Below are 20,814 nucleotides of genomic sequence, written 5' to 3' on the forward strand. Positions count from 1 at the left end.
GTCATTGCGGGACGGCCGGATGGGCCGGAACCGCAGTCCATACGCCGCAGCGCTGCGGGTTATGAAGTCCAGGCAGCCTCGCTCCGCTCAGCTCCCGGAACAACGGAGTGTCCGCGGCCCAACCGGAGCGCACGGAGGCCCTGATGGTCGTCACCGCGCTCGAATGCGTGCTGGCCCTGCTGGTGCTTGCGCCATTGGCCATCGCGTTGGGTGCGTCGGCGCGGGCCTCGATCATCGTCTACGGCGCCTCGCTGCTCTTGACCCTTGCGCTTGCGATCATCGCGCTGCTGGTCCTGCTCGGCCACGGTCCCGCGGCCGCCGTCACGCTGCCGCTCGGCCTGCCCTGGCTCGGCGCGCATTTCCGCATCGACGCGCTCTCCGCCTTCTTCCTGCTGGTGATCAATCTCGGTGGCGCGGCCGCAAGCCTGTTCGCGCTCGGCTATGGCCGCCACGAGGAAGAGCCGGCCCGCATCCTGCCGTTCTACCCGGCCTATCTCGCCGGCATGAACATCGTGCTACTCGCAGCCGATGCCTTCTCTTTCCTCGTCGCCTGGGAAGTGATGTCGCTCACCTCCTGGGCCTTGGTCATCGCGCATCATCGCGAACCCGAGAATCTGCGCGCCGGCTTCGTCTATCTGCTGATGGCGGGCTTCGGCACCTTGATGCTGCTGCTTACCTTCGGCTTATTGGCCGGAGGCAGCGGCGCCTATGACTTCGACACGATCCGCGCGGCGCATCCCTCAACAGGCATTGCCGCGCTGGTGCTGATCCTGGCGCTGCTCGGCGCCGGCTCGAAGGCCGGCCTCGTGCCGCTGCACGCCTGGCTGCCACTCGCGCATCCGGCCGCGCCCAGCCACGTCTCCGCGCTCATGAGCGGCGTGATGACGAAGGTCGCGGTCTATGGCTTCATCCGCATCGTCTTCGATCTCGTCGGCGCGCCCGCGTGGTGGTGGAGCATGCCGGTGCTGGCGCTCGGCGCAGCAAGCGCGGTGATGGGTGTGCTGTATGCCCTGATGCAGCGCGACCTCAAACGCGTGCTCGCTTACTCGACCATCGAGAATATCGGCATCGTCTTCGTGGCCTTGGGCCTCGCCCTGGCGTTCAAGGCGCATGCGATGGAGGCGGCTGCCGCGCTCGCCTTCACCGCGGCGCTGCTGCACGTCTTCAACCACTCTCTGTTTAAGAACCTGTTGTTCTGCGGCGCCGGTGCCGTGCTCGCCGCGACCGGCGAGCGCGATCTGGAAAAGCTCGGCGGCCTCATCCACCGCATGCCGCAGACAGCCTTCGTGGTCCTGATCGGCGCCACGGCCATCTCGGCCTTGCCACCGCTCAACGGTTTCGTCTCCGAGTGGCTGACGTTCCAGGCCATTCTGCTGAGCCCGCAGCTTCCCTCCTGGGGCTTGAAGCTGATGGTGCCGGCCGTCGGGGCGCTGCTCGCGCTATCGGCCGCACTCGCCGCCGCCTGCTTCGTGCGCGTCTTCGGCATCGCCTTCCTCGGCCGCCCGCGCTCCGATGCCGCCGTCGCGGCGCACGAGACCGACAGCAATTCGCTCGCCGCGATGTACGCGCTGGCCGCGCTGTGTTTCGTCGCCGGTATCCTGCCCGGACTGTTCATCGATGGCTTGGCGCCGGTGACGCAGATGGTGGTCGGCCATCCCATGCCGGCGCAAGGCAGCATCGAATGGCTGTCGATCGTACCGATCGCTGAGAGCCGCAGCTCCTATAACGGCCTCCTCGTCTTCGTGTTCATGACGGTGAGCGGCGTGCTCGGCGCCTTCGCCATTCACCGCCTCGCCTCCGACAAGATCCGCCGCGGCCCGGCCTGGGGCTGCGGCTATCCGGACGCCGGCCCCCGCACGCAATATTCCGCCGACAGCTTCGCGCAACCGATCCGCCGCGTGTTCGGCACGCTCATTTTCAGCGCGCGCGAGACGGGCGAGATGCCGCCGCCCGGCTCGACCGCGCCCGCGCGGCTCACCGTGACGCTGCGCGATCCCGTTTGGGACGCGCTCTATGCGCCGATCGCGGCCTTCGTCGCCTTTGCCGCCGAGCGGCTGAACCTGCTGCAGTTCCTCACCATCCGCCGCTATCTCTCGCTCGTCTTTGGCGCGCTCGTGCTGCTTCTTCTGGTGCTCGCGATATGGCCGTGATCGCCGATTTCGCCTTCCAGGGCGCGCAGATGCTGCTGGTGCTGCTCCTGGCGCCGCTGCTCACAGGCTTTGTGCGCAAGGTGAAAGCGCGGCTGATGCGCCGGCAGGGCCCGTCGCTGCTGCAGCCTTACCGCGATCTCATCCGCCTCCTGCGCAAGGACGTGGTGCTGGCGGACAACGCCTCCTGGCTGTTCCGCGCCATCCCCTATCTCATCTTCGCCGCCACCTGGGTCGCGGCGTCGCTGGTACCGACTTTCCGCAGCGGCCTGATGTTCTCCTGGACCGCCGATCTCATTGCCATCATCGCGCTGCTCGGCAGCGCGCGCTTCTTCCTGGCGCTCGCCGGCATGGATGTCGGCACCGCCTTCGGCGGCATCGGCTCGAGCCGCGAGGTGATGATCGCCTCGCTCGCCGAGCCGGCCATGCTGATGATCGTCTTCGCCATCGCGCTGATCGCCGGCTCGACGCAGCTCTCCACCATGGCGGCCTTCATGAACTCGCCCGAGGTCGGCCTGCGCGTGTCGCTCGGCCTCGGCCTGATCGCGCTGGTCATCGTCGCCATTGCCGAGAACGCGCGCATTCCGGTCGACAACCCGGCAACGCATCTCGAACTGACCATGGTGCACGAGGCCATGGTGCTGGAATATTCCGGCCGGCATCTGGCGCTGATCGAATTGTCGGCGATGCTCAAGCTTCTCTTGTATGTGTCGCTGATCGCCTGCCTGTTCGCGCCGTGGGGCATCGGCGGCGCCGACGCCAACGCCGGCTTGCTGCTGCTCGGTGTCGGCGCTTATGCCGCCAAGCTCGCCGCCGGCGGCTTCCTGCTCGCGGTGTTCGAGACGTCGATCGCCAAGATGCGCGTCTTCCGCGTGCCGGAGTTCCTCGGCGCCGCCTTGATGCTGGCGCTGCTGGCGACGCTGCTGCGCTTTGTGTCGAGGAGCTTCTGATGCACGGCATCTCCTTCGATATCGCGCATATGCTGGCCGGCTCCTTGGTGCTGGTGAGCTTCCTGCAGCTCTACCAGGACCGGCTGTCGGCGCTGATCAATACCTTCGCCGTGCATGCCTTGGTGCTGACCGCCTCCGTCGCCTGGCAGGCTTATGTGCAGCACGCGCCGCACCTCTACATCACCGCGGTGATCGCCCTCGTCTTCAAGGCCATCATCATTCCCGTCGCGCTGCGGCGCATCGTCATCAAGCTCGGCATCCACCGCGAGATCGACAATGTGGTCGGCGTCGGCCTCGCCATGCTCGCCGGCATCGGGCTCGTCGCGCTGTCGATGGTGGTGATGCTGCGCGTCACCGCCGAGGCCGATCCGCTGGCGCGCGAGGATCTTGCTTTTGCGCTGTCCGTCGTGCTGCTCGGCCTCTTGATGATGGTGACGCGGCGCAATGCCGTCTCCCAGGTGATCGGCTTCATGTCGCTGGAAAACGGTCTCGTGCTGGCCGCGACCGGCGCCAAGGGCATGCCGCTCGTCGTCGAGATCAGCGTCGCCTTCTCGGTGCTGATCGCCTTCATCGTCATCGGCATCTTCCTGTTCCGCATCCGCGAGCGCTTCGACACCGTCGACGTGCAGGCGCTCGACCGCTTCCGGGGAGAGCGCCGATGACTTTCGACGCGCTTACCGCCCTGCTCGTCATCCCCGCGGTCTCGGCGGCGGTGCTTGCCATTCTGCCCGGCTATCGCCTGACGGCGCGGCTGAACGTCGTCGCGGCGCTGCTCACGTTCCTGACCTCACTGTCGCTGTTCGTCGTCCAGCCGACCTCGGGCGACTATCTGCTGCTCGACGACCTCAACAAGATATTCATCGTGCTGACGACCTTCGTCGCCTTCACGACCTCGATGTTCAGCGCGAGCTATATCGGCCATGAGATCGAGATCGGCCGGCTGACGCCGAATTTCCTGCGCTTCTATCACGCGATGTATCAGGTGCTGATGTTCGCGATGAACCTCGCGCTCACCGCCAACAATATTGGCCTGATGTGGGTGGCGATCGAAATGGCGACGCTGACCACCGTGCTGATGGTCGGCATCTACCGCACGCACGAGGCGCTGGAAGCGGCGTGGAAATACTTCATCCTCGGCAGCGTCGGCATCGCCCTCGCTCTGTTCGGCACCATCCTCATCTATATGGCGGCGGGCCCGGTGATTGGCGAAGGCCTCGGCGCCATGGTGTGGACCAATCTGGTGCAGCACGCCGCGAAGTTCGACGCGCCGCTGCTGAACGTCGCCTTCGTCTTTCTGCTGCTCGGTTACGGCACCAAAGTCGGCCTCGCGCCGCTCCATGCCTGGCTGCCCGACGCCCATGCCGAAGGCCCGACGCCGATCTCGGCGGTGCTGTCCGGCCTCCTGCTCAACGTCGCGCTCTACGCCTTGCTGCGCTTCAAGATGCTGCTGGCGCTGGCCCCCGCGGCGATCGCGCCCGGGCCGCTGATGGTGACCATGGGGCTAATCTCCTGCTTGTTCGCCGCCTTCATGCTGTATCGCCGCCGCGACATCAAACGGCTGTTCGCCTATTCATCGATCGAGCACATGGGCATCATCGTGTTCGCGTTCGGCATGGGCGGGCCGCTCGCCAACTTCGCCGGCCTGTTGCACATGACCATGCATTCGCTGACCAAGTCGGCGATCTTCTATGCGGTCGGCCACATCGCGCAGGTCAAGGGCACGCAGAAGATCGCCGATCTCGGCGGCCTCACCGTGACGCATCCGGTGCTCGGCTGGAGCCTCGTCGCCGGCGTGGTGGCGATCGCCGGCCTGCCGCCGCTCGGCATCTTCATGAGCGAATTCCTGGTGGTGTCGTCGACCTTCGCGCGCGAACCGGTGCTGGCGGTGCTGCTCGGCCTCGGCATCCTGATCGCGCTCGGCGGCTTGTTCCTGCGATTGAGTCAGGTTGCCTTCGGCGCGCCGCGCGGGCCGACGGGGCCGGCGCATGCGTCCTACGTGCCGCTGTTCGCGCATCTCGGTATCGTCGCCTGCGCCGGCATCTATCTGCCGCCGGCGCTGGTGTCGGGCTTCGAGAACGTCGCACGGTTGTTGGGGTGACGGCATGATCCACGCCCGCATTGAAGTGACCGAAGAAGGCTGGCGCGAAGCGATCGACCGCCTGGCCGACGGCAGCACGACCTTGCTCGGCCTCTGGGCCGATGGCGGCGACGTGCTGATGGCAACGAGCCAAGACGACAGCGACATTTCCGTCATCAGCTACACGTGCCGCGATGGCCGCTTCCCCAGCGTCGGCGCCAAACATCCGCCGGCCATCCGGCTGGAGCGGGCCATCGGCAGCCTGTTCGGCCTCAAGGCCGATGGCGCGATCGACAGCCGGCCGTGGTTGGACCTAGGGTTCTGGGAGGTGGCGCAGCCGCTCGGCGCGCGTACGCCGGCAACGCCCGCCGTGCCTTATCAATTCCTCCCCGTCGAAGGCGAAGGCCTGCACGAGATCGCCGTCGGCCCGGTGCATGCCGGCATCATAGAGCCCGGACACTTCCGCTTCACCGCCAATGGCGAACACGTGGTGCGGCTCGAGCAGCGCCTCGGCTATGTGCACAAAGGCATCGAAGGCCTGATGCAGGGCGCGAGCCTGGCGCAGGCGGCCAAGCTCGCCGGCCGCACTTCCGGCGACAGCACGGTGGCTTACGCTTACGCCTTCGCGCTCGCCACCGAGCAAGCCTTGCAGACCGAGGCGCCGCCGCGCGCCGCTTACTTGCGCGCCCTGATGGCCGAGCTCGAACGCCTCGCCAACCATCTCGGCGACATCGGCGCCATCTGCAACGACGCCGCTTTCGCCCTGATGCTGGCGCATATGGGCGTCTTACGCGAGCGCACCTTGCGCGCGGCGGACGCCTGCTTCGGCCACCGGCTGATGCGCGACGTCATCGTGCCGGGCGGCGTCGCCCGCGATATCGCGCCGGACGGCATCACCGCGTTACGGAGCCTGCTCGCCACGATCCGCGATGTGTTCCCGCGCCTGGTCGCGCTCTACGACAACACCGCGTCGCTGCAGGACCGCACCGTCACCACCGGCATCGTCAAACCGGACTACGCACGGCAGTTCGGCGCCGGCGGCTATGTCGGCCGCGCCTCCGGCCGCGCCTATGATGCGCGGCGCGCGCTGCGCTACGCGCCCTATGACGTGCTGAATTTCGACGTGCCGGTGCGCGAGGACGGCGACGTCAATGCACGCGTCTGGATTCGCATTCTCGAAGTCGAACAGAGCCTCAAGCTGATCGAACAGATCATCGACCGTTTGCCGGACGGCCCGCTCGCGACGACGGTCGAGCCCAAGGGCGCTTGCGAAGGCTTGGCGATGACCGAAGCTTTCCGCGGCGACGTGCTGGTGTGGCTGCGGCTCGACGATGCCGGCCGCGTGGCGCGCTGCCATGTGCGCGATGCATCCTGGTTCCAGTGGCCGCTCTTGGAAACCGCGATCGAAGGCAACATCGTCGCCGACTTCCCGCTCTGCAATAAATCGTTCAACTGCTCTTATTCGGGGCACGATCTGTAATGAAGGCCGAGCAACACACTCCGCTCATTCCCGCGAAAGCGGGAATCCAGCTCTTCCTTGCACCGCCTGAGTTCGTGGCCTCTAGGTCTCCAACCCAAATTGGCTGTTACCGACTTGGGCACTTAGTATGGCAGACATCGAGAACACCCGATGTCTGCGCGCAGGGACGAGCGGAGAAATAGGCTATGCGCCGGACATTGCTCGACAGCCTGCATGGCCCCCTGACCGAAGCGCCGCCGGCGCCGGACGAAGCGGCACTCAAAGAATTGGCCGCGAGCCTCGACCGGACCGCGCGCGCGCGTCTCGGCCGCTCGCTATCGATCCGCCAGGTCGATGCCGGCTCCTGCAACGGCTGCGAGCTGGAAATTCACGCGTTGAGCAATGCCTTCTACGATCTCGAGCGCTTCGGCCTACGCTTCGTCGCCTCGCCGCGTCACGCCGACGTGCTGATGGTCACCGGCCCGGTCACCAAGAATATGCGCGACGCACTTCGACGCACCTACGAGGCGACGCCCGATCCGAAATGGGTGGTGGCCGTCGGCGGCTGCGCTGCCGACGGCGGCCTCTTCGCCGGCAGCTACGCGGTCGAGGGCGGCGTCAAGGATGTGGTGCCGGTCGACCTGCACATCTCCGGCTGCCCCCCTAACCCGCGGCAGTTGCTTGCCGGCTTGCTCGCGTTGTTGCAGAAAGCTTCCTGACAATAACGCTTATAACAGGTCGGGAGTGGAAATGCCTGAAGCGCTCGTTCGCGGCGTTCGCATCAACTACGCAATCATCGGCGATGGGGGCCCTTTCATCGCCTTGACCCCTGGCAGCCGCCGCCCTTACGGCGAACTGGTCGACCTGTCCAAGGCCATTGCCGCCAACGGCTACCGCGTCCTGCTGCACGACCGCCGCAATTGCGGCGCGTCCGATGTCGCGTTCGACGGCTCGGGCTCCGAACACGAAGTCTGGGCCGACGACCTTTACGAACTCGGCAAACAACTCGGCGCCTTGCCGATGTATGTCGGCGGCTCATCGGCCGGGGCGCGGCTCGCGATTATGTATGCCATGCGGCATCCCGACGGCCTGCGCGGCCTGTTGCTGTGGCGCCTGACCGGCGGCCAGGAGGCCGTGGATAAACTGTCGGAAAACTACTACGGCCAGTACATCAAGCTCGCCCGCGCGGGTGGCATGCAGGCGATCGCCGACAGCGAGCACTTCGCCGAGTGCATCACGGCCCGGCCGTCGAACAAGGAGCGCCTGCTGACGCAAGACGTCAATTCCTTCATCGACGTGATGACGAAATGGCGTGCCAAATTCCTGGAATCGGCCAAGCTGCCGATCGTCGGCGCCAGCGAGGCCGACCTCAATGCCATCAAGGCGCCGGCCTGCCTCGTCGCCGGCAACGACGTGATCCATACGCCGGTCACTGCCCGCAAGGCGGCGCGGCTCATTCCGAACAGCGAGCTGCATGAAGACGTCGTCGAACGGCGTTCGGACGACAACCTCCGCCAGGAATGGGACCGCCAGGAATGGCGCGATGCCGAGCCGAAACTGGCCAAGATATTCGCCGCGTTCCTCAACCGCGTCGAAACCAACTAACCAAGAAGCCCTAGGAAGGAAGCGATATGAGCCTGCAGATTCGCCGGGTTGTCACCGGCCATACGAGCGACGGCCGCGCCAAGGTCGAGGTCGACGAAATGGCCAGCAATGTCATCTCCAACCGGCCGGGCGCATCGTCCTGTGTCGTGTGGTCGACCAAGGGCTTTCCGGTCGACAATGACGGCTTCAACGACCCGACCAAGGCCTCGTTCAAAACCACCGTCGACAACGGCACCGTGTTCCGCATCGTGCGCTACGAGCCGGGCGTGACACCGCGCAACCACCGCACCGACTCGATCGATTATGCCGTGGTCATCGAAGGATCGATCGATATGGAGCTCGACGATGGCGTCGTGGTGACGCTGAAGGCCGGCGATGTCCTGGTACAGCGCGGCACGATCCACAACTGGGTGAACCGCGGCCCGGACGTCTGCACTATCGCCTTCGTATTGGTCAGCGCCAAGCCGGTGACGGCAAATGGAAAGCCGCTGCACGCGGAGGGCTGACCCTCGCCGTCATAGCCGGGCTTGTCGCAGCAAGTCGGGCTTCCCGACTGGCCGGATTCAATATGCGGAAATCGGGCACGCCCGATTTCCGTTGCCATCCACGTGCCTTGAACACGTCGAGAAACGTGGATGCCTGGCCCAAGGCCGGGCGTGACGCGCCGGCTACTGCGGGACGATGCCTGCGGCCTTCACGGTCGCCGCGGTATCCTCGACCTTCTGGCGGAAGAAGGCCTGAGTGGCCGCCGCATTCCGGGTATCCGGCATATAGCCATCCCGTTGCATGATCGCCGCGACCTCCGGCTTGAGCAGCGCGGCATGGATCGCGGCGTTGAGCTTGTCGACGATCGCATCCGGCGTCTTTGCTGGCGCGAAGAACATGCCCCACGAACCGCTGACATAGTTCGGCAGATATTTCGACATCAGCGGCACGTCGGGAAAAGCGGCGAATGGCTTCGTACCCGTGAAGGCCAAAGCCCGCACACGGCCCTCCTTCAGCAAGCCCATCACCGACGGCGGCGTGACGAACATCACCTGCACCGCGCCACTGAGAAGCCCAGTCATCACTTCCGAGGCGCCCTTATACGGCACATGTTCCATCTTGATACCGGCCTGCTGGTTGAACAGCTCGGCCTTCAGATGCAGTTCGTTGCCAACGCCCGGTGAACCATAGAGAACGCGATTCTTCTTGGCGTAGTCGATAAGCTCCGGCACCGACTTGAACGGCGACTTGGCGTCGACCAGCATGAAAACGCCGTCGAGCTCGCCGATCGTGGCAACCGGCTTGAGATCGGTAAGAAGGTTGTATCCGAGATTTTTGTAGATGTAGGGCGTCGGCGCAATGGAGGATGACGAGAACAGCATCGTATACCCGTCAGGCGCGGCCTGCACGACCGCCCGCGCGGCAATCGTGCCATTGGCGCCGGTGCGATTCTCGACGATGAACGATTGGCCCAACGCCGTGCCGAGCGCTTGCGACACCGTGCGTGCCTGGATATCGGGGCCGCTGCCGGCGGCGTAGCCGACATACACATGCACCGGCCGATCGGGGTAAGTCTGCGCCTGCACCGTCGAGACGGCAAAAATCACGGCGGCAACGGCCGTCACGCTCCTCAGCATCGATTCCTCCGCAGATGTTTTATTTATTGACGCCATCAATACGGCGTTCGTCGCGACGGCGCAATGCACGCCGCAGCATGACCGCCGAACGCCCGTTATGTCTGATTATGAAAACTGGCCGTCAGGCGTCGCTAAGCGCGGCCTGCACGTTACGGCCGGTGCGTTCGATATGATCGCGCAATAGATGTGTCGCCTCGCGCACGCGGCGGCCGATCACGGCGTCGGCAATCGCCGCATGCTCGGCCGGAACGTCTCGGTCGGGCGCATGCTTCTTCAGAAAAATGCGACGATAGCGGTCGCTTTGATCGTGCAGCGTGGCGCAGAACTGGCGCAGCAGCGGCATGCCGCAGGCCGAGATCAATTCGGCATGGTAAGTCCGGTGCGCCGTTTCCCAGACCTCCTGTTCTTCGGCGGAACGTGCGCCCCGCTTGCAGCGGTTGAGCTGATGCAGGGCCGCGACGATCCGGCCCTCCCAGGCCGTGTCGCCGTGTTGCATCGCTTCCTTCAGCGCCATGCTCTCGAGCTCGACACGCAGCCGGATGACTTCGGCGAGGTTCGCGGGCGACACCGGCGCGACACGATAACCGCGCTGGTCGAGAATAGTGACGAGGCCCTCGCTCTCCAGCCGGCATAGCGCTTCGCGCAAGGGGCTGAGACTGACGCCATAGGACTCGCGCATGCGGTCGAGATTGAGTTTCGAGCCGGGGGTCAGATCGCCGCTCATGATGGACTCACGCAAACGAGCGACCAGGCTCGACGACAAGGTCGTCGATGCCGGCACCACCGGATTACGCGTCTCAGCCATCGCTCACGCCCCCACGGGACCGAAACCATACAATTCCGCCGGATTCTCGACCAGCGCAAGATGCTGCGTCCCTGCGTCGGGAAACCACAGCGGAATAAGATCGACCAGATCGCCGTCGTTCGGCATCGCCACTGGGCAGATCGGATGCGGCCAGTTCGAGCCCCACAGGATCCGGTCCGGGCGCGCCGCCACCACCTTCTCGATCATCGGCAGCATGTCGCGATGCGGGTAAGGCTCGGACGAAAGGCGGTAGAGGCTGGCGAGCTTGACCCAGCAACGGTCCGTGTCGAGCAGGCTCATCAGCGCCTTGAACGCCAGCGAGCCGACGCCTTCTGCCCCGGTGATGCGCGCGAGGTGGTCGAGCACGAAATTGCTGCGCACCTTTTCAAGCTGCGGCGCGACATCGACGAGTTCGCTCGACTTGTTGAAGTGCAGCACCAGATGCCAGCCGAGATCGAAGGTCTCCGCAGAAAGCCTCTCGAGATGCATGAAACTCGCGCCGCCCGACACCACGGTCGACATACGGCAGCCGCGCATGCCGCGCCGGTGCATGTCTTCGAGCTCGGCGCGCGGCAGGCCGGACGGAATCACCGCAACACCACGCTGACGGATGGGATCGCGATCGAGCGCGGCGAGCGTCACACTGTTGTCGGTGCCGTGCGCCCCCCCATGGACGATGACAACGCGGTCGATGCCCAGCGTCTTATGCAATTGGGTAAGGTCTTCGTAAGTGCAGTCTTCCGGTGTGTAACTGCGCTGCGGGCTGAACGGAAACTGCGCCTGCGGCCCGAACACGTGGACGTGCGTATCGCAAGCGCCGCGCGGCATTTTGAACGCCGGCACCTTTGGATGACGATCGGGTCCTGGACATGCGTGCATCGGCCGCACCGTCTCGGCATTCATCGGGAGGCTCGCTTGTTTTGCATCGCACACTGCAACGTATGTTGCAGCTCAGCGGAATAATTCGCGGCCTCGTTCACTTAAGGCTCCTTTAGGCATCGACCGAGGCCCGATTTGACGCCAGGGTCCGAAACTGTCAATTAAAATCGATGATCTGCAATTAATCGATAAGGGAACGCCATGCTCCGTCGCACTCTCCTCGCCTCGCTGGCCGTTCTGGCGCTCGCGCCGCTCGGTCTTCCCAGCTCCGCCCAGGCCGCCTTTCCGGAGCGTTCCGTGCGCATCGTCGTACCCTTCCCGGCCGGCGGGTCGAACGATGTCATCGCGCGGCTCTTGGCGCAGAACCTGACCGAGCAATGGGGCCAGCCCGTCGTCGTCGAGAACCGCGCCGGCGCCGGCGGCAATGTCGGCGCTGAAGTGGTCGCCCGTGCCGCGGCCGACGGCTACACGCTGTTGCTCGCCGCGCCCGGTCCGCTGGTCGTCAACCAGACGCTGTACAGCAAGCTCAATTACGATCCGGCCAAGGACCTCAAGCCGATCGCACTGATCGCCTCGGTGCCGATCGTGCTTGCGGTCAATCCCAAGGTCGAAGCGAAAACGGTCGCCGAGCTTATCGCCCTCGCCAAGAAGCAGCCGGGCAAGATCAACTTCGGTTCGTCCGGCAACGGCTCGACCAACCATCTGGCCGGCGAGTTGCTGAAGGACCTCGCCAAGATCGACATCGTGCACGTGCCATATCGCGGCGCCGCGCCGGCCATGAACGACCTGATCGCCGGCCACATCCCGATGATGTTCGACAACATGCCGGCAATGAAGCCGCAGGTCGCCGCCGGTACGGTGCGCGCGCTCGCCGTCGCCAGCGCGACGCGCTCGAAGCTGTTCCCGGAGCTGCCGACGATGATCGAAGCGGGCGTGCCCGGCTTCGAAGCCACGGCCTGGTTCGGCCTCGTCGCGCCGGCGGCAACGCCTGCGGATGTGACGAAGACCATCATCGCCGGCGTCGAAAAGGCGCTGCAGAATCCCGACATGGCAAAGAAGCTCGCCGATCTCGGCGCCGAGCCAGGCAACGTCAGCGGCGACGCCTTTGGCGACTTCCTCAAGGCTGAAACGGCCAAGTGGGGCAAAGTCGTCAAGGACTCCGGCGCCCGCGTCGACTGACCTAGCACAACGCGGGCGGCTTCATGCCGCCCGCACTATCTCGATCGCCTGCCCCGCCGCCTCCGGCTTTTGCCGCGCGCGCATTTGCCCTAAGCTATGCCATGAAAGTATAGCTTCTGGGCGGGGTCCGAAATGGAATTGCGCGAGCTGCGAAACTTCATGCGCGTCGCGCGGGCCGGCAGCGTCAGCCGTGCCGCCACCGAGCTCCGCCTGGCACAGCCGGCGTTGAGCCGGCAGATCAAGAAACTCGAACACGAACTCGGCGTGCCGCTGTTCGCGCGCCACGGGCGCGGCGTACGCCTGTCCACGGCCGGCGCACTGCTGCTGGAGCGCGCCGAGGAAATCACGCGGCTGGTGCACGAGACCGGCGAGGAAATCCGCGGCAATCGCGCGCATGACGGCGGCCGCATCACCGTCGGCGTACCGCCGGCGGCCGGGCGACTCCTCATCCCGCCTTTCGTCGAGAGCTTCCACCAAGCCTGGCCGCGCACGACGCTGCACATGCGCGAGGGCGTCACGTCGTCGCTGCAGGAATGGCTGATCGAGAAGCGCATCGATGTGGCCATCCTGCACAATCCGCCGCATCTGGAAGCCTTGAATATCAGCCCGATCGTCACCGAACGCATGTTCGTCATCGGCCCGCCGCCGCACCTTGCCAGCAAGCGCAAGCCGCCGGCGAGCTACCGCATCCGCGATCTTGGCGATCTGCCGCTCATCCTGCCGAACATGGCGCACAACAACCGGCGCTTGGTTGAACACGCCGCGCTCGAGCACGGTGTGCGCCTGCGCATCAAGATCGAGGCGGACAGCGTCGCCTTCGCCAAAGCCCTGGTCGAGAAGGGCCTCGGCTACACCATCCTCACTTATGCGGCCGTGCAGGACGAACTGGCACGCAAGCAGCTCTCGGCCTATCCAATCCTGCGGCCAACCTTGTCCACGCAGGTGACCATCGTGACGCTGCGCGACACGACGCTGCCGAAGCTGACGCAGGAAGCAAGCCTGCTGATGCACGAAGTCTGCCGCGCTTTGGTGCGGGACAAAGTGTGGGCCGGCGCGCAGCTCTGCTGATCGCGGCAAAGCACCTGCTTCCAGGCCCCCTCAGATCGCCATGCCGAGAAAGTATCGGCCGTCAACTTCATTCGGACGGGCGGGTCATCTATGGTGCATCTGAAAAGCGCAACAGCGGCGGCCTTACGCCGCGCTTCGAGGGAGGACGAACCATGCGCGCCTTGAAACTGCTACTGATCGGATTGAGCATGCTGGCGGGGCCATCGCTTGCGGCCGCGCAGGACTTTCCCAACAAGCCGATCCGGCTGATCGTTCCCTTCCCGCCCGGCGGCCCGAACGACATCATCGCCCGCACCGTCGGCCAGAAGATGTCGGAAATTCTCAAACAGACCGTGGTCATCGACAACCGCGGCGGCCAGGGCGGCGTGCTCGGCACCGACTTCGTCGCCAAGGCGGCACCCGACGGCTACACCATCGCGGTCTCCAGCGCCGGTGCGCTGGCCATCTCGCCGAGCATGGAGAAGGTCGCCTACGAGACGCTCAAGGATCTCGCGCCCGTGACGCTCGTCGCCACCGTGCCGGAGATGCTGGTCGTCGCGAAGAACGTGCCGGCCAACAACATGGCGGAGCTGGTGGCGCTCGCGAAATCGAAACCCGGCAAACTCAATTTTGCCTCGTCGGGTCCGGGCAGCCTGCCGCACCTGGCAGGCGAGTTGTTCAAGCTGACCGCCGGCATTCAGATCGCGCACGTGCCCTATCGCGGCGCGGCGCCCGCCGTAAACGACCTCGTCGGCGGCCAGGTCGAGATGGTGTTCCTCGATCTGCCGGTGCTGCTGCCTCAGATCAAGGCCGGCAACCTCAAGCCGATCGCGATCGGCGCGCCCCACCGGGCCCCGAGCGCGCAAGACGTGCCGACGACGACCGAAGTCGGCATGCCGAACCTTCAGACCGAGAACTGGTACGGCATGGTCGCGCCGGCAAAGACGCCGCCGCAGATCATCGCCACGCTCAACAAAGCGGCGGTCCAGGCGATGAAGGATCCGGACGTCATCGAAAAGATGAAGCTGCAAGGCGCCGAGCTGGTCGGCGACAGCCCGGAACACTTCCGCGATTTCATCGACAGCGAAACCAAGAAGTGGGCGAAGGTCATCAAGGACGCGGGCGTCGAGACCAGCAAATAATGGTTGGTCGCCTCGACGGCAAAATCGCGCTCATCACCGGGGCCGGCTGTGTCGGCCCCGGCTGGGGCAACGGGCGCGCGGCCGCCGTCATCTTTGCGCAGGAAGGCGCCAAGGTGTTCGCGGTCGACAAGAATCCGGACTCGATGCTTGAGACCGTGGCCCTCGCCGGCACCGCCGCCGACATCACGACATATGCCTGCGACGTTCTCGACGATGCCCAGGTGGCCAAGATGGTCGGTGCCTGCCGCGAGAAATACGGCCGCGTCGATATTCTCGTGAACAATGTCGGTGGCTCTGCGCCCGGCGGCGCCGCCGAACTCGCCGAAGAAGCGTGGGACCGGCAGATCGATTTCAATCTCAAGAGCGTCTATCTCGCCTGCCATCGCGTGATCCCCGTGATGGTCGCGCAAGGCGGCGGCGCCATCGTGAACACCTCGTCGACCTCGGGCCTGCGTTTCACTGGCTCGCCGCAGGTCGGCTACGCCGCCGCCAAGGCCGGCATCATCCATTTTTCGCGCGTCACCGCCGTACAGTATGCAAGCAAGGGCATCCGCGTGAACACGGTCGTACCCGGGCAGATGCACACGCCGATGGTAGAAGCGCGGCTCGCGGGCCAGCGCACCGGCGGCGACGTCGATACGCTCTTGAAAACGCGCGTATCGCGCATCCCGCTCGGCTTCATGGGCGACGGCCGCGACACCGCTTACGCCGCCTTGTTCCTCGCCTCGGACGAGGCGCGCTTCGTCACCGGCACCGAGATCGTGGTCGATGGCGGCATGACCGCGCGCTGCGACTAAGAGCGTGGCTCATAACACCACCGCATACTCCGTTCGTTCCCGCGCAAGCCAGAGCCAGGAACGCAGAGTTTGCGCATGCGGCCCTGGGTCCCCGCATGCGCGGGGACGAACGGTGAGACGCGTTTTGACACGAGAAACAAAGATGATCGCCACGTCCCAAGCTCCTGCCTCTCCGTCACACGACCGCAATCCGAAAAAGCCGCGATTCATCCCGCCGCCGCACGCCTGCGACTCGCATTTCCATGTGTTCGGGCCGCAGGCGATTTTTCCCTTTGCCGAGAACCGTACCTCCACGCCGCACGACGCGCCAAAGGCGGAGTTGTTCGCCCTGCATAAGCTGCTCGGCTTCGAACGCGGTGTCTTCGTGCAATCGGCATTCCATGGCAGCGACCATGCCGTGGTGCTCGACCTGATTGCCGCCGCGCCCGGGCGCTATCGCGGCGTCGCTCTTTTGCAACCCACGACGCCGCAGGCCGAGATCGAACGGCTCGACGCCGGCGGCATCTGCGGCGTCCGCTTCCATTTCTTCTCACACCTCGGCAAGCCGATGCCGTACGACGATATTCGGGCGATCATCGCCAAGGTGGCGCCGCTCGGCTGGCATATCGCCATTCATGTCGGCGGCGAGGGCGTGCTGGAGCAATACGACTTTATCACCTCGATCGACGCGCCGGTGGTGATCGACCACATCGGCCGCATCGACATAGCCGAAGGTCTGGATGGCAAGGCCTTCACCGCGCTCAAGCGCCTCCTCGACCGCGACAATGTGTGGGTCAAACTCTCCGGTACCGACCGCATCACCAAACATCAGCCTTATCCTTATGCGGACGCCATCGCGTTTCCGCGCGCGCTGGCGCAACACGCGCCCGAACGCGTGGTGTGGGGCTCGGACTGGCCGCATCCCAACCACTTCGCCGTGCCGAACGACGGCGAGCTGGTCGACCTCATCGCTGAGATCGCCCCGGACGAGACGACGCGGCACAAGATGCTGGTCGAGAACCCGGCTAGACTGTTCGGCTTCGAATAGTCTCTTGTCGCGGAATGAATAGGCTCGGCCCCGTCAAACCAGGACTTTATGGAACCGGTGACATAAGACTTTCGAGGAGGTCGAAGCTGCGGGCGATCTGGCCGGCCAGCGACCTCTTGCCGCCCTTCTCGCGCCAAGCGTCGAGCGCCAAGCGTAGCGTTCCCATCACAAGCATCGCCGCGACACGAAGACTGTCACGGCGCTCCGCCGCCGGCCATTTCGTATAAAATATTTCCGCGAGCTCATGCTCGAACTCAACAAAATGAGCTTCCTTGCGCAATCGCAGGGCCTCGGTCGAGCGAAGCAGCCGATCGACTATAATTGACTCTTTCGTTTCGTATTGTGAGGCGAAGGCCAGCAGACATTTGCGTGCTACGTCGATAGGCCTTGTGTCCGATGGCTCGGCAAGGATGGCGGGCCGCAGGACTTCCATGAAGTTGCTGCGGTCATGCGCCAGCAGCACATCTTCTTTCGATTTGAAGTAATAAAAGAACGTTCTGCGAGAAATTCCCGCTGCCGCGGCAATGGCCTCCAGCGTCGTCTCGTCATAGCCGTTCTCGATGAAGAGCGTCAGCCCCGTGCGAGCGATCCGCTCGAGGGTCTCCTTGCGCTTGCGCTCGCGCAAGCCCTCGGGCTTCCCGTCCATCATTCGACCCTCATCCAAGCGGGACTTGACATTATCGCACTCAGTGTAAATATTATCGCACTGAGTGCGAAATTATAACGAGAGAGTTGGAAATGTCGCGGGAAAAAATCTGGTTCGTGACAGGAGCGTCGCGTGGCTTTGGCCGCATATGGTCCGAGGCGGCGCTTGCCCGTGGCGACAAGGTCGTGGCCACAGCCCGGAATGTCGATGATCTTGCAGATCTGGTCGAAGCCTATGGCGACAATGTCCTGGCGCAGTCGCTCGACGTCACCGATCGTTCCGCCGTCTTCAACACCGTCACCGCGGCCCACCGACACTTCGGTCGGATCGATGTCGTGATCAGCGCTGCCGGTTATGGCTACATGGGGGCGATCGAGGAGCTCGACATCGATGCCGCAAAGGCAAACTTCGAGACAAACGTGTTTGGGACGCTGTCGGTCATTCAAGCCGTTTTGCCGATTCTCCGGCAACAGGCGGCCGGGCACATCCTGACGGTCTCGAGCATTGGTGGCATCCTCAGTTTCCCGACCGGGGGCGCCTACACCGCAACGAAGTTTGCCGTGGAGGCCCTTTCCGAAGCATTGGCGGGCGAGGTGGCAGGTCTCGGAATCAAGGTCACGATCATCGAGCCGGGAAGTTTTGCGACAGGCTTTGGGGCCTCAGTGAAATTTGCGTCCGGCATCGATGCCTATGATGGCGTCCGTCAGGCTATCCGCGCTGGGTTCAAACCCTCCGACCAGGGCGATCCGGCCGCAACCGCCGCCGCGATTCTGAAGGTCGTCGACGCCGAGCAGCCACCGCTTCGTCTTGTTCTCGGGGCCACCACGATTCCGCGGTTCAAGGATGCGTACGAACAGCGCATCAAGACCTGGAAGGACTGGGAAAATATCTCGATCGCCGCACATGGTGCGAGCTAGGGACTCTTAGGTCCTGAGCCTAGGCTTTCCGCAATGAAAGCAAGCGATCAAGCCCTGCGAGATCGTTGACGAACCAGACGGCCTGCCCGTTGTTTGCTTCATAGACGAAATCGCGAAACGCGGCGCTCGCATCGACCCACGCCGAGATATCGCCGACAACCGCCAAGCGGACTTGGTAGTTGACGAACTTCTGGATCACGCTGCCCGCGAGGCGGGTGCTGAGACGAAAGAAATCGTCCGTCAGCCGCGACGTCGGGATCGCCACCAGGGCCGCATTCTGCTCCCAGGCCGCGCTCATGAATGCATTGGCGTCGCGTTCCTGCGACAGAGGCGGGCCATCGTTCGCGCAAATAAGCACGCGCACGCCCTGGATGTCCCGAACCATGTCCGCCATGCAACCGATTCCTCGCCTCGCTTGAAGCGAGGGGCTAGCGCCGCCCCGCCGTCAGCCGCCCGGCGTTCCCTTGGCGAAAGAACCGCCCTTGTCCGCGAGTTCACGCAGCAACGGCGCCGGCGCCAGGCTCTCGTCGCCCGTCGCCTTGCTGTAGGCTTCGAGACGCTCGGCGATGTGCTTCAAGCCGACCTGGTCGGCATAGTGCATCGGCCCGCCGCGCCAGCGCGGAAAATTGTAGCCGTGCACCCAGACGACATCGATGTCGGCCGACCGCGCGGCGATGCCTTCGGCCAGGATGCGCGTGCCTTCGTTGATCATCGGATAGATCAGCCGCTGCGTGATCTCTTCCTCGCTGATGGCGCGGCGCGTGACGCCCTGCGCCGCCGACACCTTCGCCAGCAACTGCTCGACTTCCGGATCCGGCGTCGGCGTGCGGCCATCCTGATAGAGGTAATAGCCACGGCCCGCCTTCTGCCCGAAGCGGCCGGCTTCGCACAAAGCGTCGGCGACCGGCGCCTTCTGCCCCGTGGCCTTGCGCATGCGCCAGCTGATGTCGAGGCCGGCGAGATCGCTCATGGCGCACGGCCCCATGCGGAAACCGAAGGTCCTGAGCGCGGCATCGACCTGCTGCGGCAGCGCCCCTTCGGTCAGCAGCCGCTCCACCTGCTGCGAGCGGCGCGCCAGCATGCGGTTGCCGACGAAGCCGTGGCAGTTGCCGACGACCACCGGCATCTTGCCGATCTTGCGCGCGAGCGCGACCGCCGTCACCAGCACGTCCGGGGCGGTGTGCTTGGCGCGCACGATCTCCAGGAGCTTCATCACATTGGCCGGGCTGAAGAAGTGCAGGCCGACCACATCGGCGGGGCGCGCCGTCGCCGCGGCGATGTCATCCACATTCAGATAAGACGTGTTGGTGGCGAGGATCGCGCCCTTCTTGGCGATCTTGTCGAGCTTGCCGAACACGTCCTTCTTGACCGTCATCTCCTCGAACACGGCCTCGATGACGAGGTCGGCATCGGCGGCCGCCTCGAGACCGACTCGGCCATCGATGCGGCCCATGAGCTCGGCCTTGCGTGCTTCGGTCATGCTGCCGCGCGAGACCGAGAAGTCGTAATTGCCGGCGACGCGCGACACGCCGCGCTCCAGCGCTTCCTTATCGTTCTCGATCAGGATCACCGGCACGCCGGCGGCGACGAAGGACATGGCGATGCCGCCACCCATGGTGCCCGCGCCGATGATCGCGACCTTGCCGACATTCCGCGCCTTGGTGTCCTTCGGCGCATCGGCAACGCGCGCGGCGCCGCGCTCGGCGAAGAACACATGGCGCAGCGCGATCGAACGCTCGTTCTTGAGCAGCTTCACGAATTGCTCGCGCTCGAACGCCATCGCCTCGGCGAACGGCTTGTCGAAGGCCGCGCGCACGCAATCGACCAGCGCCGGCACGTTCGGCGATTCCGGATCCTTCTTGAGCGCGGCCGTGGCCGCGGCTTCGAAGGCCTCGCGCTGCTCGGCCGGGATCGTCAGGGCGCCCGTGCGGCGCAGGGGCTTGCCGGCAAGGCTGCGCGCATGGGCGACGGCGGCGGCAACCACATCGCTCTCGACCACGGCATCGAGGATGCCGGCGTCGAGCGCTTTCTTGGCCTTGAGCGGCTCGCCGTCGAGCATAATGGCGAACGCGGCCTTGGCGCCGATCAGGCGCGGCAGGCGCTGCGTGCCGCCGGCGCCGGGAATGAGCCCCAGCTTGACCTCCGGCAGCCCGACTTCGGCGGTCGCCAGCGCGATGCGCGCATGGCAGGACAGCGTCAGCTCGCAGCCGCCGCCGAGCGCCGGACCGGGAAGCGCCGCGACAACCGGCTTGGCCGAGTCCTCGATCGCCTGGCATACGGCCGGCAGGATCGGCTCCTGCGAGGCCTTACCGAACTCGCTGATGTCCGCGCCCGCGCTGAAAAAGCGCCCGGCGCCGGTCAGCACGATGGCAGCAACGGCGGCGTCGGCGTTGGCGGCGGCGATCTGATCGGCGATCCCGGCCCGGACAGCATGCCCAAGCGCATTCACCGCCGGATTGTTGATGGTGATGACCGCGACATCGCCCTGCTTATTGATCTCGACGCTCAATGCTGC

The 20,814-nt window shown here is 65.1% G+C and carries 20 protein-coding genes; 14 read left to right on the top strand and 6 right to left on the bottom strand.

All coding sequences use genetic code 11. From position 1 onward, the window contains the following. The first annotated feature begins 143 nt into the window (after positions 1-143). The 8 genes from hyfB to DW352_RS13165 all read left to right on the top strand — a co-directional run bounded on the left by hyfB (position 144) and on the right by DW352_RS13165 (position 8,744). On the top strand, positions 144-2,150 hold the full coding sequence (hyfB, locus tag DW352_RS13130) for a hydrogenase 4 subunit B (protein ID WP_115694405.1): 2,007 nt from the start codon (positions 144-146) through the stop codon (positions 2,148-2,150). Further along, positions 2,141-3,097: a respiratory chain complex I subunit 1 family protein gene (locus DW352_RS13135; protein WP_115691746.1), complete on the top strand. Its 957-nt coding sequence runs from the start codon at positions 2,141-2,143 to the stop codon at positions 3,095-3,097. Before hyfB ends, DW352_RS13135 begins: the two co-directional genes overlap by 10 nt. After that, positions 3,097-3,759, top strand: coding sequence for a hydrogenase-4 component E (locus DW352_RS13140; RefSeq protein WP_115691747.1), 663 nt, complete (start codon positions 3,097-3,099; stop codon positions 3,757-3,759). The genes DW352_RS13135 and DW352_RS13140 overlap by 1 nt, the downstream gene beginning before the upstream one ends. Then, a complete protein-coding gene (locus DW352_RS13145; RefSeq protein ID WP_115691748.1) occupies positions 3,756-5,195 on the top strand; it encodes a hydrogenase 4 subunit F in 1,440 nt (479 codons plus the stop codon). The genes DW352_RS13140 and DW352_RS13145 overlap by 4 nt, the downstream gene beginning before the upstream one ends. A gap of 4 nt (positions 5,196-5,199) precedes the next feature. Then, positions 5,200-6,654 carry a hydrogenase large subunit gene (locus DW352_RS13150; protein WP_115691749.1) on the top strand — a complete coding sequence of 485 codons (1,455 nt, stop codon included), beginning with the start codon at positions 5,200-5,202 and terminating at the stop codon, positions 6,652-6,654. A gap of 185 nt (positions 6,655-6,839) precedes the next feature. After that, a complete protein-coding gene (locus DW352_RS13155) occupies positions 6,840-7,352 on the top strand; it encodes an NADH-quinone oxidoreductase subunit B family protein (protein WP_115694406.1) in 513 nt (170 codons plus the stop codon). 31 nt (positions 7,353-7,383) lie between these two features. Beyond that, a complete protein-coding gene (locus tag DW352_RS13160; protein ID WP_162826938.1) occupies positions 7,384-8,238 on the top strand; it encodes an alpha/beta fold hydrolase in 855 nt (284 codons plus the stop codon). A gap of 26 nt (positions 8,239-8,264) precedes the next feature. After that, positions 8,265-8,744, top strand: a complete 480-nt coding sequence (locus DW352_RS13165) for a cupin domain-containing protein (protein ID WP_115691751.1) — start codon at positions 8,265-8,267, stop codon at positions 8,742-8,744. A 162-nt stretch (positions 8,745-8,906) separates the two neighbouring features. Here the strand turns inward: DW352_RS13165 and DW352_RS13170 are convergent, their stop codons facing one another. The 3 genes from DW352_RS13170 to DW352_RS13180 all read right to left on the bottom strand — a co-directional run bounded on the left by DW352_RS13170 (position 8,907) and on the right by DW352_RS13180 (position 11,568). After that, complete coding sequence (locus DW352_RS13170) at positions 8,907-9,860, bottom strand: Bug family tripartite tricarboxylate transporter substrate binding protein (protein WP_162826939.1); 954 nt, start codon at positions 9,858-9,860, stop codon at positions 8,907-8,909. Between the two features lie 121 nt (positions 9,861-9,981). Beyond that, positions 9,982-10,665, bottom strand: coding sequence for a GntR family transcriptional regulator (locus tag DW352_RS13175; RefSeq protein WP_115691753.1), 684 nt, complete (start codon positions 10,663-10,665; stop codon positions 9,982-9,984). Between the two features lie 3 nt (positions 10,666-10,668). Beyond that, positions 10,669-11,568, bottom strand: coding sequence for an amidohydrolase family protein (locus tag DW352_RS13180; RefSeq protein WP_115691754.1), 900 nt, complete (start codon positions 11,566-11,568; stop codon positions 10,669-10,671). A 177-nt stretch (positions 11,569-11,745) separates the two neighbouring features. On the opposite strand from DW352_RS13180, the gene DW352_RS13185 reads away from it, so the two are divergent. The 5 genes from DW352_RS13185 to DW352_RS13205 all read left to right on the top strand — a co-directional run bounded on the left by DW352_RS13185 (position 11,746) and on the right by DW352_RS13205 (position 16,736). Continuing rightward, positions 11,746-12,723: a Bug family tripartite tricarboxylate transporter substrate binding protein gene (locus DW352_RS13185; protein ID WP_115691755.1), complete on the top strand. Its 978-nt coding sequence runs from the start codon at positions 11,746-11,748 to the stop codon at positions 12,721-12,723. 132 nt (positions 12,724-12,855) lie between these two features. Next, positions 12,856-13,791, top strand: a complete 936-nt coding sequence (locus DW352_RS13190) for a LysR family transcriptional regulator (protein ID WP_115691756.1) — start codon at positions 12,856-12,858, stop codon at positions 13,789-13,791. A 152-nt stretch (positions 13,792-13,943) separates the two neighbouring features. Further along, complete coding sequence (locus DW352_RS13195; protein WP_115691757.1) at positions 13,944-14,912, top strand: Bug family tripartite tricarboxylate transporter substrate binding protein; 969 nt, start codon at positions 13,944-13,946, stop codon at positions 14,910-14,912. Continuing rightward, positions 14,912-15,709 (top strand): SDR family NAD(P)-dependent oxidoreductase, encoded by a 798-nt coding sequence (locus DW352_RS13200; protein ID WP_115691758.1) that lies wholly within the window; start codon positions 14,912-14,914, stop codon positions 15,707-15,709. Before DW352_RS13195 ends, DW352_RS13200 begins: the two co-directional genes overlap by 1 nt. A gap of 142 nt (positions 15,710-15,851) precedes the next feature. Then, positions 15,852-16,736 carry an amidohydrolase family protein gene (locus tag DW352_RS13205; RefSeq protein WP_115691759.1) on the top strand — a complete coding sequence of 295 codons (885 nt, stop codon included), beginning with the start codon at positions 15,852-15,854 and terminating at the stop codon, positions 16,734-16,736. A 46-nt stretch (positions 16,737-16,782) separates the two neighbouring features. On the opposite strand, the gene DW352_RS13210 is transcribed toward DW352_RS13205, so the two are convergent. Further along, on the bottom strand, positions 16,783-17,385 hold the full coding sequence (locus DW352_RS13210; RefSeq protein WP_115691760.1) for a TetR/AcrR family transcriptional regulator: 603 nt from the start codon (positions 17,383-17,385) through the stop codon (positions 16,783-16,785). Positions 17,386-17,474: 89 nt separating this feature from the next. On the opposite strand from DW352_RS13210, the gene DW352_RS13215 reads away from it, so the two are divergent. Beyond that, positions 17,475-18,299, top strand: coding sequence for an SDR family NAD(P)-dependent oxidoreductase (locus tag DW352_RS13215; protein ID WP_115691761.1), 825 nt, complete (start codon positions 17,475-17,477; stop codon positions 18,297-18,299). Between the two features lie 19 nt (positions 18,300-18,318). Here the strand turns inward: DW352_RS13215 and DW352_RS13220 are convergent, their stop codons facing one another. Further along, the gene (locus DW352_RS13220) at positions 18,319-18,693 is read right to left on the bottom strand and encodes a DUF4180 domain-containing protein (protein ID WP_115691762.1); all 375 of its coding nucleotides are present in this window, start codon (positions 18,691-18,693) and stop codon (positions 18,319-18,321) included. Positions 18,694-18,744: 51 nt separating this feature from the next. Continuing rightward, a complete protein-coding gene (locus tag DW352_RS13225) occupies positions 18,745-20,808 on the bottom strand; it encodes a 3-hydroxyacyl-CoA dehydrogenase NAD-binding domain-containing protein (RefSeq protein ID WP_115691763.1) in 2,064 nt (687 codons plus the stop codon). Positions 20,809-20,814: the final 6 nt, after the last annotated feature.

It is taken from the genome of Pseudolabrys taiwanensis, from assembly GCF_003367395.1.
In the GTDB taxonomy this organism is placed as follows: domain Bacteria; phylum Pseudomonadota; class Alphaproteobacteria; order Rhizobiales; family Xanthobacteraceae; genus Pseudolabrys; species Pseudolabrys taiwanensis.